Below are 13,793 nucleotides of genomic sequence, written 5' to 3' on the forward strand. Positions count from 1 at the left end.
CTAACTCATTTTAATAGATACCGCATGAGTACTTTTTTTTCTACAACGCGATCTGTCGATGTTTACCGGGCGGCATGGCGTTGGCATTTTTATGCAGGCTTACTGGTGCTGCCGTTCATGCTGATATTGGCAGTAACGGGAGCGATCTATTTATTCCACAACGAGATTGATGATTATATTTATCGCGATATCAAGACCGTTACAGCGATGAGCGGATCGCCGCATTCACATAACAGTATTGTGCAGGCAGCGTTAGCGGTCTATCCCGGCAAGGCCTTGCGCTATGTTCCTCCTGCGAGTAAATCTGGCTCTGCTGAGGTGGATATCAAAGGTGCTGGTGGTGATGTGATGGCGATCTATGTTGATCCTTATCGCGGCACGGTGTTGGGGAGTATGCCGAATCGGGGCACCGTGTCGTGGACAATACGGCGACTGCACAGTCTGGCGTATTTTGGTCCCATCGCGAATGGCATGATTGAAGTGGCCGCAGGATGGTGCATTTTGCTGGTGATCACTGGTACCTATTTATGGTGGCCGCGGCAAAAAACATTATCATTGGAAGGCGTACTCAAGGTTCGTGGTGTGTCGTCTCAGCGCGTGTTCTGGCGTGATGTGCATGCCGTTACCGGAATCGTCGCCGGGGTATTGATTCTATTCCTCGCCGTAACTGGCATGCCGTGGTCGATAGTGTGGGGCGATAAAGTGAATCAGTGGGCGAATGGCAGCAACTTTGGATATCCTGCTGGTGTACGCGTCAGCGTACCCATGTCGGATGAACATATCAATCATGTTGCCCCTGTTGCCTGGTCACTGGAGCAGGCGAAAACGCCTGTGTCTGCTATGCATGTTCATGCTGCCAGCGATGCAGCGATGCCTATGCAGATCAGCCTGGATAAAGCGGTTTCTATTTTTGATCAACTGGGTCTTGCGAAAACCTATGCGATCAATTTGCCTGTCACCGCGACCGGGGTATTTACCGGGGCTGTCTATCCGAATGATCTGACAAAGCAAAGAGTCGTTCATCTTGACCAGTTTTCAGGGCAGGTGTTACTTGATATGAGTTTTGCCGATTATGGCCCGATTGGTAAAGGGCTGGAGTGGGGCATCAATGTTCATCTGGGGCAGGAATTTGGTCTGGCGAATCAACTGCTGATGCTGGCGGTTTGTTGCGCAATTGTGCTGATCTGTATTTCGTCTGCTGTTATGTGGTGGAAGCGGCGTCCCACAGGAATGATAGGAATTCCGCCGTTGCCTGCCAATCGTCACGCGTTAAAAGTCGTTTTTATATTGCTGATGGTGGGTGGCATCATCTTCCCTCTGGTCGGGATTTCTATGTTGCTGATGTTGGTGCTGGATTACGTATTCGTTATCCGACGTAATAGCGCAGATTGATTTCTTCTGATTTGCTGAATGACTGTATGCGCCAGATCAAATAATCCTTCATTTGAGCGCGTACACTATCCTGTGGACTTACTTTTTATTTCATTTGTTATGCGAAATCGTCGACGCACTAAGGGTTTTAGCTGGATCGCCATTTTGGCGATTCTGTTGAATTCCCTGATGCCGCTGGCTTCGCAGGCTATCAATCATTCTTCTGCCAAAAGCACTATTCAAGCGGGTGAATGGAAAGAAATCTGTTCTACGAATGGATTGAGCTGGGTTTTGTTTTCCCCTGCCGGGGCCGTACTCGAAAAAACGAATGTCAAGCCCGCCAATGTCTCTGAGACTATGCATTTCGAGCATTGTGCTTATTGTCTGACGAATGCAGCCTCATTCGCTTTACCTCCTGTTCCTGAATTTACTTTCTCTGTCACGATCAGTGAAAGTCAGTTTTTCTCTTTTCAAACGCTGGCTGTTGCAAAAAAAATTGCATGGCTGGTACCTTCCGTTCGCGCGCCTCCGGTCTCTCTCTGATTTCAGATGACGTTGTGTGTTGCCACATCATTTTCTGATGTGCTGGCGCAGCACCGTCCTCTTCAGACAGAAGTAATGCTCTCAGATGCGCTCATGACGTAGTCGCTCTCAATATTGGTGCATGTCGTGATCCGCGCTGGCAGTTTACTTCCGATTTTTATCTCATTTCCGGAGATAGCTTATGTCTGTGCAAAATGTAGCAGGGGTATCAGCGACTGATATCCCTGAGGCTCCGCATCGCTCGCCGCAATTCAAACTAAAGCGGGAAATTATCCTGGTGTTGCTGTTAAAGCTGGTACTGCTCTTTTCAATCAAAGCTGCATTTTTCCCGCAACGTTTACCTGCAGACGCAGCGGCGCACGGCATGGAAGAACGCATGCTGCCAGCAACAAAAGATCAGCAAAGCAGCACAGGCGATCTCAGTGGAAATGAAACAGATGCAAAGGAAAAGCAATGATTTCAGAATCTTTGGTGGATTTGTCGCGGCTACAGTTCGCGGCGACCGCCTTATACCATTTTTTATTTGTTCCCCTGACACTGGGTTTGTCCCTGTTACTGGCAATTATGGAGACCGTTTATGTCATGACGGGCAAAACAATTTATCGTGATATGACCAAATTCTGGGGGAAATTATTTGGCATTAATTTCGCGCTTGGCGTGACCACCGGGTTGACGATGGAATTTCAATTCGGCACCAATTGGGCGTATTACTCGCATTACGTCGGTGATATTTTTGGTGCACCGTTGGCAATAGAAGGTTTGCTGGCTTTCTTTCTGGAATCTACCTTCGTCGGACTGTTCTTTTTTGGTTGGGACAGATTGAGTAAGGTTGGCCATCTCAGCGTGACTTATCTGACGGCGATCGGCTCCAATTTGTCTGCATTACTGATATTGATTGCGAATGGCTGGATGCAGAATCCCGTCGGTGCTGAATTTAATCCTGTGACCTTACGCATGGAATTAAGCAGTTTTACTGACGTGATTTTTAATCCCGTAGCGCAGGCAAAATTTGTGCATACCATCAGCGCCGGTTATGTCACAGGTTCGATCTTCGTTTTGTCCGTCAGCAGTTGGTATTTGCTGAAAAAAAGAGATACCGGATTCGCCTTGCGTTCGTTTCGCATCGCTGCGGCCTTTGGTCTGGCATCGGTCTTATCCGTCATTGTGCTGGGGGATGAGTCCGGGTACACCGCTGCCGAAACACAGGAAACAAAAATGGCAGCGATGGAGGGTATGTGGAAAACGGAAGCCGCCCCAGCGGGTCTGACGCTGTTTGCGATCCCTGATGAAGTCAATAAAACCAACCATGCAGAGATACGCATACCCTATGTTCTGGGGCTGATAGGCACTCGCAGCGTCGACAAGGTCATTCCCGGTATTGATGCCTTGGAGGTGAAGATTGCGAGTCGCATCGAGCGTGGCATCGTCGCTGTTACCGCGTTGGAGACTTTGCGCAAAGATCCCAAAAATGCTGAGAAGTTGGCTTACTTTAAAACGGTGCAGGCAGATCTGGGTTATGGCTTATTGTTGAAAAAATATATCTCTGACGTACGTCTGGCAACTCCGGACATGAAAGCCCTGGCCTTGCGCGATGCTTTTCCTAAAGTGACGCCGATGTTCTGGACTTTCCGCATTATGGTTGCTGTCGCTTTTGCCATGCTGGCTCTGATTGTGGTGGCTTTCTGGTCGGCGGCACGCAATCGCATAGAGTCACGCCCGTGGTTGTTGAAATGGGCCGTATGGAGTATGCCGTTGCCTTGGATTGCCTGCGAAATGGGGTGGTTTGTTGCTGAGTACGGGCGCCAGCCGTGGACAGTACAGGGGATGTTGCCGACGCATTTGTCGACCTCGGCATTAAGTGGAAACGATGTGTTGTTTTCACTTGGCGGCTTCTTGCTGTTTTACACCCTGCTGCTGATCGCCGAGGTGTATCTGATGCTGAAATATGTGCGCCTTGGTCCTTCAAGTCTCGGTACCGGGAAATATGCTCTGGAATTAGCCAATCCTGACGCCAGTCTCACTGGTGTGAATGCGCCCGTCTATGCGGCGGCTTTGTCTTCAAAAGGGGTCTGACATGCTTGACTACACATTACTGAAATTGATCTGGTGGTTGCTGGTGTGCGTCCTGTTGATCGGTTTTGCCATTATGGACGGACACGACATGGGCGTTGGCACACTGCTGCCTTTCATTGGTCGTAATGATGATGAACGCCGCGTCATTATCAATACGGTAGGTCCACATTGGGATGGTAATCAGGTCTGGTTTATTACCGCTGGCGGCGCGATCTTTGCCGCATGGCCACTGGTTTATGCAACCGCATTTTCCGGATTTTATTTTGCCCTGATGGCTGTGTTATGGGCCATGTTTTTTCGTCCAGTTGGTTTCGACTATCGCAGCAAGGTGGCTGATCCACGATGGCGCACCGCCTGGGACTGGGGCTTGTTTGTTGGTGGTGCAGTGCCTTCGCTGGTATTTGGGGTAGCGATTGGGAACGTCATTAAAGGTGTTCCTTTTCACTTTGAAGACAATATGCTTCCCGTTTATACCGGTAGTTTCTGGGCATTGTTCACGCCATTCACATTACTGTGCGGCGTTTCCAGTCTGACGCTGCTCATATTTCATGGCGCGAACTATCTGCAATTACGCACCGAACAACAGATAGCACAGCGCGCCCGCAGTGTCAGTATGGTCAGCGGCTTAGTGCTGGCGTTGGTGTTGACGGTGGCAGGTGTCATGGTTTCCGGGATGGAAGGGTATCGGATTACCTCAGACATACTCGTTGGCGCAGGTATTTCACCGCTGACAAAAACGGTGGTGCATCAGGCTGGCGCATGGTGGAGTAACTATGAACGTTATCCGCTGATTTTTTTGCTGGTTGGCCTTGCGTATGCGGGAATTGCACTTGGATTGATCGCAACGCTGGCGCGCCGTGGTGGCATCGCCTTTATCGGCAGTGGCATTGCTTGTGCGGGCATTATTCTGATGGCTGGCTCCGCGATTTTTCCATTTGTCCTGCCATCCAGCTCGCATCCTGATCATAGTCTGACGGTTTGGGATTGTGTCTCCAGTCAGCGCACACTGAACATTATGTTTTGGGTTGCCCTGGTGATGACGCCAATCGTCGTCGGTTACACCAGCTGGGCCTACCGCATCATGCGAGGAAAAGTCACGGTCGCCAATATTCAGGCGAATAGTAAATCGCTGTATTAAGCGCACTCAGAAAGGAATCATTATGTGGTATTTCAGTTGGATGTTGGGCACGTCGATGGCGGTATTGCTGGCAGTTGTTAATGCTTTGTGGTTCGAGGCGCAAAGCGCCACGAATTACAAAGACGACGATAAATAATTCGAGCAAATACATCCTTTGTTAATTTTACGGAGATCTTATGCAATCCAGCGTAATGAACAGATCTGAGCGGTATTTGCTGCCGCGTCAGGTCTTAACAATGAACGAGTTAAGCGCCTTGTGGCGTATAGAGTCTGGCACGGTACGTATCAATAGTGTGGATGAGTCAGACGAAAGCAAAATCAGTTTTGTACGCTTGGCGTTACCCGGTGATTTGCTCGGTGTCGAGTGTTTTTCAGGGTTGAGCGAAACATTGCAAGTCAGGGCAATTACGCCGGTGAAATTGCAGCCGGTCGATGTGGCTGATGATAAGGCAATGACGGCCTTACTGATGAAAACGATTGCGACTAATCATATTCGCTGCCGTCAGGTTGTCAGCCTGAGAACCGGTACGGTGGATGAACGTGTCAAACGCTTGCTGCATATGCTCAAGCCGGATACCGCTCAGGTGTTCAGCGAATTTACCTCGGATACGTTGCCCAGTTTGGGGAATATGGCGGAGATTGTGCATTCAACCCGCGAAACAGTTTGCCGGGTTCTGACCAGCTTACGCGAGGCGAATGCTCTGAACAATGAGAGTCGCAAGCAAATGAAACGAGCCGGATCCGCGCATCGTCTTCGTCGCATGGCAGGGGAGCTTGCGCTGTCGCATTAAGAGCCATTTATAACGCTACTGAGCCTGGTCTGTAAAGATCAGGCTTTTTTTTCTTTGACACTGTTTATAAAAGCTTAGATTTAAATGGAATCGCAGCGGTCTGATTACTATGCGTTTCTCGTCAGCTTGGGTACGCTAGTTTCTGTCACAGACAGGGTTGCTAATTTTGTCGGTTTCCCGAAGAAATAGCCTTGTAATTCGTCAACGCCAAGTGCCAGTAATTTTTCACGTTGCTGCGCAGTTTCTACGCCTTCTGCGATGACTTTCAATCCAAATTTTTTGGCAATCAGAAGAGCTCCTTCAACAACCGCCAGAGATTTTTCATCTGCGGACATGACGAAACTCTTATCGATTTTAATCGCATCCATCGGGAACTCATGTAAGCGTGACAGCGACGAATAGCCAGTGCCAAAATCATCCAGATGTATTTCTACTCCCATCTCATGCAAAGCAAGCAGGCTGATCAGTGCCTGCTGCATATTCTGTTCATCGAACACGCTTTCCGTCACCTCAATTACCAGATGATCGGCGGCAAGCCCTGTATTTTTCAGGATAACTTGTACCTCGTCGGCAAACGATGCTTGTATCAATTGCCGGATCGATGTGTTCACTGCGACTTTTGGGGCGATGTGATCATCGTTTGTGTCTTGCCAGGTTTTTGCTGCAGAACATGCTTGCTGAAGTACCCATTTGCCGATGTTGATAATATGATCGGACTCCTCCGCCAGAGGAATAAACTCATCGGGAGAAACGGGGCCGATCTCAGCACAAGTCCAGCGCAGCAATGCTTCCAGTGCGACGACTTCTGTTGATGCTGCCGCGACGATAGGTTGAAAAAACAGTTTCAAGGAACCGTCTTTGTGCGCATTGGCTAGCGCAATCGACAGCGCCAGTCGGCGTCGCTGAATATCTGCCAGCACCTCAGAATAAAATACTATACGGCCACGACCTAAACGTTTGGCTTCTGACGCAGCCATATCTGCACAACTCACCGCTTCAGCAATATCGGTCAGTTTTTCAGCGCATTTTTCAAACACGCCGATACTGGCGCCGATATGTAACTGGCGGCCATTGATCTGGTAAGGTTGCGACAGCATCACTTGCAGATAATGGCAAGCAGGGTGGATGTCATTGACCGGGATCGCTTCGCAGATAAAATGGATGGCAAACTCGTCACCACCCCAGCGACAAACAGAGTGATGCCATGCGCCGCACTCCGTTGCCAGCTCATCCACCAGTTCGGTTAGGCGTTGTGCTACCGCTTGTAACAACAAATCCCCCCAATCATGGCCTAATCCGTCGTTAATATGTTTGAAACGGTCAAGGTCGATGAACAGAAATAACTGATGATGTAACACTGCTGGCGGGCGATAAGCTTGTTCCGCTAATCCTCGCCGGTTTAACAGCGACGTCAGTGGATCGTGATTAGCCAGATATTGTAATTGCTTGGTTCTGTCTTCAACGGTTTGTTCCAGCTCTGAATTAATATTGCAGATTTCTGTATTTTTGACGGATAGCTGAGAGATCAGATCTTCATTGCTTCTTGCCAGATGCAAGGAACGCTCAAGTAGCCTGAAATTATTCTGATGGCTGCTCATCATGACCCATGCAAAAATAAATCCCAATATTGCAAGAACGGATAAGCTAGTGTCATCCATCAACAACATTCGTAAGGATGCTGGGATAATCAGCAACGCGATATAAATTTTGCCTGTGATTTTTAACGATGCCAGCGTGCCGGTCGCCCCTCCTGCAAGGGCGGAGATAATAATCAGGATGGCGAATTTATCCTTTGCCTGAAATTCAGGAATACCTATCCAGGCAACGATCATCCAGTTGATAGCAGCGCTTAAAATTGATAAATGAAGCAGGATAAACTGATGTCTTGGTATGGCTTGCGTTGAGTACTGCTTGATGGAATGGCAGCAATACACATAAATTCCGTACCGCACAGCGGAAACACCCAGAGAAATCACAACCCAGAGCCAGAACCAGCGCGAATGCGTATGGCCGACAATTAAAGTGGCGCCGAGAATCGCAGCGGTGTTAACAACCAGACCTCGTGGGTGATTACGCAGAGTTTCATGCCATATCTGAGTCCTGTGTTGCAACATAGTCTTCCATTACACGGCCGGGTAATCTTCCATGATATTAAAAGGCCTTTGCTTGCACTGTTACTTTTTGTTAATGCTTAACGGTGTTTGACAGTTAGGATGGCGTTCAGAAGAGTCCCTTATCACCTGCTATAAAAGACCTCGTCTATGTCAATGGCAGGATTAGCGTACTCCGCCATAGTTTAGCTACCGTTCATTTCCATCCAGTCCGTATTTTTTTATCTTGTCGTGCAGTGTTGTTTTAGCGACGCCCAGTGCTTCTGCCGTGCGGGCGAGGCTGCGGTGGCGGTGCAGGGCATCGGCGATCAGCGCTCGTTCGAAGGCATCCACGGTTTCTGCAAGTGGTATTGCGCCTTCTGTTTGTGGCTGGCCAAAAGGTGGTGAGCCGCTCTCTATCCCGAGAACGCAGCGATCCGCAACGTTCCTCAGCTCGCGGATGTTTCCCGGCCAGTTGTAACCGACTAATTGTCGAATGCGGTTGGCTGTTGTTTCTGGCACCGCGCGTTGATGGCGTGCGGCACCCAGCAGCAGGAAATGTTCGAAAAGCAGCGGTATATCTTCACGTCGCTCGCGTAGTGGCGGCAGATCCAGTGTAGCGACGCTGAGCCGGTAATACAGATCGTTACGGAACGCACCTGTGGCGGCCAGTTCGACTAAGTCTGTTTTGGTTGCGGCAATAACGCGGCAGTCAATCGCAATCGGTGTGTTCGAACCCAGACGTTCCAGGGTACGTTCCTGCAATACGCGAAGCAATTTGATCTGCATGGCAAGCGGCATGCTCTCGATTTCATCGAGAAACAGCGTGCCGCCGCTGGCGTGCTCAATTTTGCCGATGCGTTTTTTGGCGGCACCGGTATACGCACCAGCTTCGTGGCCGAAAATTTCGCTGTCAAACAAGGTTTCCGGCAGCCCGCCACAGTTGATGGCGACGAAGTTACCATGTCGGCGCGAGCTGGCTTCATGCAGACAGCGGGCGACGAGTTCTTTACCTGTGCCGGTTTCGCCGTGAATCAGCACATCAGCGGCGCTGTTGGCGAGGCGGGCAACCATGTCGCGGATTTTTTGCATCGACGGTGCACGGCCTATCATCTTGCCTTCGAGCAGGTCGCGTTGGTCGAGTTGACGCCGCAGATCGCGCACTTCCAGTACAAGGCGACGTTTTTCCAGCGCACGGCGCACCACTTCAACCAGATATTCCGGAGCGAAAGGCTTCTGAATGAAATCGTGCGCGCCATCTTTCATCGCCTGCACGGCCATCAAAATATCACCATGCCCGGTGATCAACACCACGGGCAATTCCGGGTCAATGTTGAGCGTCTCACGCAGGAAGCTCATGCCATCCATCTTCGGTAACCGGATGTCGCTGACAACGACGCCGCGAAAGTCACGGCTCAGCCGCCGGCGTGCCTGCTCGGCGCTGCTGACGCATTCGACAGCAATGCCTTCGAGTTGCAACGCTTGTTCACAACCGAGGGCGACATCTGGGTCGTCTTCAATGATCAGTACTTTCAGAACTTCACTCATGTTGCTCAGCCTCGTGAATGAGAGGGATTTCTAACGTGAACAAGGCACCGCCCTCGGGATGATTAGTGCCAGTCAGGGTGCCACCGAAATCACGAATAATGTCGGCAGAGATCGTCAACCCCAGACCCAGTCCGCCACCGGCTTGTTTCGTGGTGAAAAACGCTTCAAACAAATGGCTCAGGGCTGTGTCATCCAGCCCCGGACCATGGTCGCGCACCGTCAGTCGGGCTTGTTCGCCAATTGATTCGCAGCCAAGCTCAATCAGTGGCGAGGGTTGACCTTCCATGGCGTCAAGTGCGTTACCGATCAGGTTGATTAATACTTGCTCCAGTCGGTTGACATCGCAGAGCGCGACTGGCTCGGGGAGAGGACAGTAACGGCGAACCTCAGCATTGGCATGAATCAGGCGCTGCTCCAGCAGTGCCAACGAATTGTCTAGGGCATTACATAGCGGAACCGCCTGTAACTGGCCGCTGGACTTGCGGGCAAAGGTACGCAGTTGGCCGGTAATCAATCCCATGCGATCCGTCAGTTGGGCAATTCTTTCGAGATTAGTGCGAACCGTGTTGAGATCGCCGCGATCCAAAAAACGCACGCCGTTGCCCGAGAGTGTACGGAGGGCAGCCAGTGGTTGATTAAGTTCATGTGCGATACCGGTCGATAGCTGACCGATCACCGCCAATTTGCCAGCCTGCACCAGTTCATCCTGTGCTGCACGCAATGTGCGTTCGGCGCGGATACGTTCCGTAATTTCCTCCTGCAACTGGGTATTGGTTGCAGACAGGTCGGCGGTGCGTTCATTCACCTTACGCTCCAGCTCGTCATGCGCTTGTTGCAGCGCTTCGCGAGCCGCTAGCCTATCCTTCAGATGACGACGCCGGTCGTTGGCCATCAGACCAAACATAAACAGCAGCGCTGTGATGACCACGACAACTGCGGCACGGCTTTGTGCAATATCATCGACTTGTTTCAGATGCGAAAGGACGGTCAGCGTCCAGGGCGTGCCGGGCAATGGTCGTGATTGCGCCAGAAAACGTCCCGCCACTGGATAGACCGAGGCGATTTCGGGGGTATCTTTCGCAATGCTGACCAGTCGTGCGCCGTGATCGAGTTCGCGCAACTCTTTCAAGCCCAATGGTTTAAGGGCGCGTCGGTTGTATTGCTGTGTCTGATCGAAGGCTGTGCGGGTCTTTTCTTCTAAAGGGCGCAGAGTCGTGAATTTCCAGTTGGCGACCGAGCCGAGGATGACAACGCCATTTTCATCGCTGACCATGGCAGGGGTTTCAACGGTAGTCCACGATTTTTCAAGTTGTTCCAGACTGACTTTGATAACGGCAACGCCCAACGTCTCGTTATCGTCTGTCAGCTTTGAGGCCAGGTAATAACCGGGCTCGCCACGGGTTGTGCCGATACCAAAGAAGCGGCCATGACCATTCTCCATCGCCTCACGGAAATACGGACGAAACGCGAGTTCTTCACCAACGAAACTGTCGGCACGACGCCAATTGCTGGAGGCTACGACATGGCCGTTGGTATCGATCAGATAGATAGAAAGCGTCCCGGCACGCTCATTCAGCTGCTCTAGGTAGGCGTTGACCTGCGGCACCAGCTTAAGCGACTTTTCATGGTTGCTCTTTCCCAGCAAGGCCAGAACGTCACGTTCCAGACCAAGCGTGCCGGGAAGAAACGCATATTTGCCTATTTCACGTTCCAGGCTGGCAGTGTACAGATCAAGACGATGCAAACCCGTGGTTTGCAGGTCAGCCAGACCTAGTTGCTGGGCAATGCGGTACGAGGCAAATCCGCTCATGACCATCAGGATAATGAGCAATATCAGAAGTAACAGGTAACGTAGTGGACGATGACTGGACATGGTGGCGGGGTGGTTCAGCGGCCTATTATAGAGGAATTTGCGACCATGTTTGACAAACCGGAGGCGCTCTTTGGTCGTTGTTAGCGCTGTGATTAGCGCTATGGCGGAAACTAAAAAACGGCGCCATTTTTCCTGACGCTAGTCAGGCAGCGGAGCATGTCGCCGTCGAAGCTGACGAAAGAAAGAAGCAATAACGTATCGTCGTTGATTGCCTAAAAACGGGTATCGCAGGAATGATCGGGTGTTGCTCTATGGTTCAGTCCAAAGGCCGTACTGAACCATAGAGCACGTAAAAATCAGGATGCTTTAGTCATCACCAGATCATCAGCGATAGGTAATGCTTCATCTGCTTCAGCGAGAGAATTGTCGACCTTATCTATCGCATTTTCCCACTTGGCGACGACGGCAGTGGCAATTGCATTGCCAAGCACGTTGGTGGCAGTACGTCCCATGTCAAGAAAGTGATCAATGCCGAGAACCAGCAGCAAACCCGCTTCCGGCAGATTGAACATCGGCAATACTGCGGCGACTACAACCAGCGAGGCGCGCGGTACACCAGCAATGCCTTTGCTGGAGATCATCAGTACCAACAGCATAGCGATCTGTGTGGTGATACTCAGTTCGATACCGTAAGCCTGGGCGACAAACAGTGCCGCGAAGGTGGTATAGATCATCGATCCATCAAGGTTAAACGAGTAACCGAGTGGCAATACGAAACCGGTGATGCGGTCGCGGATACCGAATTTTTCAAGCTGCTCCATCAATTTTGGATAGGCCGATTCGCTGCTGGCGGTAGAAAATCCTAACAGCATCGGGCTGCGAATCAGTTTGATCAAACGGAAAACTTCCTTACCCAGTACGAAGTAACCAGCCAGAATCAGCACCAGCCAAAGCGCGCCCAGCGTGACATAGAAACTGATCAGCAGCTTTCCGAAAACCATCAACATGCCAAGACCTTGCGTCGTGATAATGCCTGCAACAGCACCGAAGACGCCGACGGGGGCAAAACGCATCACGTAATCCGTGACCTTGAGCATGACATGGCCGACTTCTTCCAGTGTTTTGACCAGACTACGGGCAGACTGGTTATGAATATGACCGAGCGCCACACCGAAGAACACCGCAAAGACCAGGATTTGCAGAATTTCATTCGCAGCCATTGCCTCGAAAATATTTTTCGGGAAAACATGCGTGATGAAATCTTTCAGATTCAGCGCGCTGGTCTTCAAACCAACAGAACTGCCGACCTCTGGTAAAGGAATGCCGAGATTCAGACCGGGATGTAATAAATTAGCGAACACCAGACCCAACGCCAGCGAACACAGCGATGCACCGACGAACCAGCCCAATGCTTTGGCTCCAATACGGCCAACGGCATTTGTATCACCCATCCCAGCCAGACCTGAAACTAGCGTGGCGAAAATCAGCGGAGCAATGATCATCTTGATCAGGCGCAGAAAAATATCGGTCAGTATGCTGAAGTAAGAGGCTATTTCCTTGGCTTGAGCCGGGCTGGTTGCGAAGGTGTTGCATGCATAGCCGACAATGATGCCGAGTACCATGGCAACCATGATCAGCGTCGTTAATTTGTTCAATTTCATAATGGCTTCCTATTGTGTTGACGTGAAGTGGGACTTCAGGCGGTCATATTCGGGATCATTGGTGGCGTGAGCAGCACTTCGGGGCGATGAATTTCAGCATGTTGCCCAAGGCTCATCATTTTGTGTTTGAGCACGACTTCTCCAGTACGACGAACATCGACGACAGTGAAGCCGTGTTTTGCCATTGCACGCGGCCGTTGGATGTCGTAGTCGTTGATAAGGGTTTTGCTGTTACCGGACTGGCCGTGCTCCATGTGAGTTCTTACTGCACTCATGGGTTTGTCTCCGTTATTTATTTGTTGGCCGCGCGAGTGCGAGGCTGGTGTTTCTATCGCACAGATCATGCCACTACCAAATAATCTATAAGCTTTTGATTGCTATAGATAATTTAATGCTGTAGATGCGCGGGAAGATCGGTTTTCCGGAAAATGATTGCTATCAGTGTTCGGATTTCCGAATGGATTTCACTAAGGGGAATAGGGTTTGGTACGTTTGCAGTTACTTTTTTAAGTCACATCGCGTTCTTGCAGTTTGTTCACGTTGGCGATTGATCTCATGAATAAACACTGGGGAGCAAACTATTGTATGAACGCAATGAGAGATATTCCGGCAGGATGTCCTCGTTGTCTGCTGCATGCGCAAACTGCAAATAGCGTGGCTCGACGAGTGAGGCCAATCGCGGGAACCAGATCGGTAATTTCTTCTTATACGTTTTTTAACTGAGACATTTTGTCTCAAGGTATAAAAATTGTTTTGAAGTAGTAT

The 13,793-nt window shown here is 50.4% G+C and carries 12 protein-coding genes; 7 read left to right on the forward strand and 5 right to left on the reverse strand.

Annotated features, from left to right (window positions below; translation table 11 throughout):
- The first annotated feature begins 24 nt into the window (after nt 1-24).
- The 7 genes from KDM87_RS05405 (at nt 25) to KDM87_RS05435 (ending at nt 5,916) form a co-directional block, all read left to right on the forward strand.
- Nucleotides 25-1,392: a PepSY-associated TM helix domain-containing protein gene (locus tag KDM87_RS05405; protein WP_212678131.1), complete on the forward strand. Its 1,368-nt coding sequence runs from the start codon at nt 25-27 to the stop codon at nt 1,390-1,392.
- A gap of 99 nt (nt 1,393-1,491) precedes the next feature.
- Nucleotides 1,492-1,914, forward strand: coding sequence for a DUF2946 domain-containing protein (locus tag KDM87_RS05410; protein WP_212678132.1), 423 nt, complete (start codon nt 1,492-1,494; stop codon nt 1,912-1,914).
- A gap of 181 nt (nt 1,915-2,095) precedes the next feature.
- A complete protein-coding gene (cydP, locus tag KDM87_RS05415) occupies nt 2,096-2,371 on the forward strand; it encodes a cytochrome oxidase putative small subunit CydP (RefSeq protein WP_212678133.1) in 276 nt (91 codons plus the stop codon).
- The gene (locus KDM87_RS05420; protein WP_212678134.1) at nt 2,368-3,987 is read left to right on the forward strand and encodes a cytochrome ubiquinol oxidase subunit I; all 1,620 of its coding nucleotides are present in this window, start codon (nt 2,368-2,370) and stop codon (nt 3,985-3,987) included. The genes cydP and KDM87_RS05420 overlap by 4 nt, the downstream gene beginning before the upstream one ends.
- Before the next feature lies 1 nt (nt 3,988).
- Nucleotides 3,989-5,125 (forward strand): cytochrome d ubiquinol oxidase subunit II, encoded by a 1,137-nt coding sequence (gene cydB / locus KDM87_RS05425; protein WP_212678135.1) that lies wholly within the window; start codon nt 3,989-3,991, stop codon nt 5,123-5,125.
- A gap of 22 nt (nt 5,126-5,147) precedes the next feature.
- Nucleotides 5,148-5,261 (forward strand): cytochrome bd-I oxidase subunit CydX, encoded by a 114-nt coding sequence (cydX, locus tag KDM87_RS05430; RefSeq protein ID WP_212678136.1) that lies wholly within the window; start codon nt 5,148-5,150, stop codon nt 5,259-5,261.
- 40 nt (nt 5,262-5,301) lie between these two features.
- A complete protein-coding gene (locus tag KDM87_RS05435; RefSeq protein ID WP_212678137.1) occupies nt 5,302-5,916 on the forward strand; it encodes a Crp/Fnr family transcriptional regulator in 615 nt (204 codons plus the stop codon).
- A gap of 107 nt (nt 5,917-6,023) precedes the next feature.
- Here the strand turns inward: KDM87_RS05435 and KDM87_RS05440 are convergent, their stop codons facing one another.
- The 5 genes from KDM87_RS05440 to KDM87_RS05460 form a co-directional block, all read right to left on the reverse strand.
- Entirely contained in the window at nt 6,024-8,030 is a 2,007-nt protein-coding gene (locus KDM87_RS05440) for a putative bifunctional diguanylate cyclase/phosphodiesterase (RefSeq protein WP_212678138.1), read from the reverse strand.
- A 186-nt stretch (nt 8,031-8,216) separates the two neighbouring features.
- Nucleotides 8,217-9,554 carry a sigma-54-dependent transcriptional regulator gene (locus KDM87_RS05445; RefSeq protein ID WP_212678139.1) on the reverse strand — a complete coding sequence of 446 codons (1,338 nt, stop codon included), beginning with the start codon at nt 9,552-9,554 and terminating at the stop codon, nt 8,217-8,219.
- Entirely contained in the window at nt 9,547-11,427 is a 1,881-nt protein-coding gene (locus KDM87_RS05450) for a sensor histidine kinase (RefSeq protein WP_212678140.1), read from the reverse strand. Before KDM87_RS05450 ends, KDM87_RS05445 begins: the two co-directional genes overlap by 8 nt.
- Before the next feature lie 296 nt (nt 11,428-11,723).
- Entirely contained in the window at nt 11,724-13,028 is a 1,305-nt protein-coding gene (locus KDM87_RS05455; RefSeq protein WP_212678141.1) for a dicarboxylate/amino acid:cation symporter, read from the reverse strand.
- Between the two features lie 35 nt (nt 13,029-13,063).
- Nucleotides 13,064-13,303 carry a hypothetical protein gene (locus KDM87_RS05460; RefSeq protein ID WP_212678142.1) on the reverse strand — a complete coding sequence of 80 codons (240 nt, stop codon included), beginning with the start codon at nt 13,301-13,303 and terminating at the stop codon, nt 13,064-13,066.
- Between the last annotated feature and the right edge of the window lie 490 nt (nt 13,304-13,793).

It is taken from the genome of Cognatundibacterium rivi, assembly GCF_018139565.1.
GTDB classification, from domain to species: Bacteria; Pseudomonadota; Gammaproteobacteria; order Burkholderiales; family Burkholderiaceae_D; genus Undibacterium; species Undibacterium rivi.

What these genes read in the sequence shown, in the direction of transcription:
- KDM87_RS05405 (WP_212678131.1), top strand. Translation starts at nt 25, where the DNA reads ATGAGTACTTTTTTTTCTACAACGCGATCTGTCGATGTTTACCGGGCG.
- KDM87_RS05410 (WP_212678132.1), top strand. Translation starts at nt 1,492, where the DNA reads ATGCGAAATCGTCGACGCACTAAGGGTTTTAGCTGGATCGCCATTTTG.
- cydP (WP_212678133.1), top strand. Translation starts at nt 2,096, where the DNA reads ATGTCTGTGCAAAATGTAGCAGGGGTATCAGCGACTGATATCCCTGAG.
- KDM87_RS05420 (WP_212678134.1), top strand. Translation starts at nt 2,368, where the DNA reads ATGATTTCAGAATCTTTGGTGGATTTGTCGCGGCTACAGTTCGCGGCG.
- cydB (WP_212678135.1), top strand. Translation starts at nt 3,989, where the DNA reads ATGCTTGACTACACATTACTGAAATTGATCTGGTGGTTGCTGGTGTGC.
- cydX (WP_212678136.1), top strand. Translation starts at nt 5,148, where the DNA reads ATGTGGTATTTCAGTTGGATGTTGGGCACGTCGATGGCGGTATTGCTG.
- KDM87_RS05435 (WP_212678137.1), top strand. Translation starts at nt 5,302, where the DNA reads ATGCAATCCAGCGTAATGAACAGATCTGAGCGGTATTTGCTGCCGCGT.
- KDM87_RS05440 (WP_212678138.1), bottom strand. Translation starts at nt 8,030, where the DNA reads ATGTTGCAACACAGGACTCAGATATGGCATGAAACTCTGCGTAATCAC.
- KDM87_RS05445 (WP_212678139.1), bottom strand. Translation starts at nt 9,554, where the DNA reads ATGAGTGAAGTTCTGAAAGTACTGATCATTGAAGACGACCCAGATGTC.
- KDM87_RS05450 (WP_212678140.1), bottom strand. Translation starts at nt 11,427, where the DNA reads ATGTCCAGTCATCGTCCACTACGTTACCTGTTACTTCTGATATTGCTC.
- KDM87_RS05455 (WP_212678141.1), bottom strand. Translation starts at nt 13,028, where the DNA reads ATGAAATTGAACAAATTAACGACGCTGATCATGGTTGCCATGGTACTC.
- KDM87_RS05460 (WP_212678142.1), bottom strand. Translation starts at nt 13,303, where the DNA reads ATGAGTGCAGTAAGAACTCACATGGAGCACGGCCAGTCCGGTAACAGC.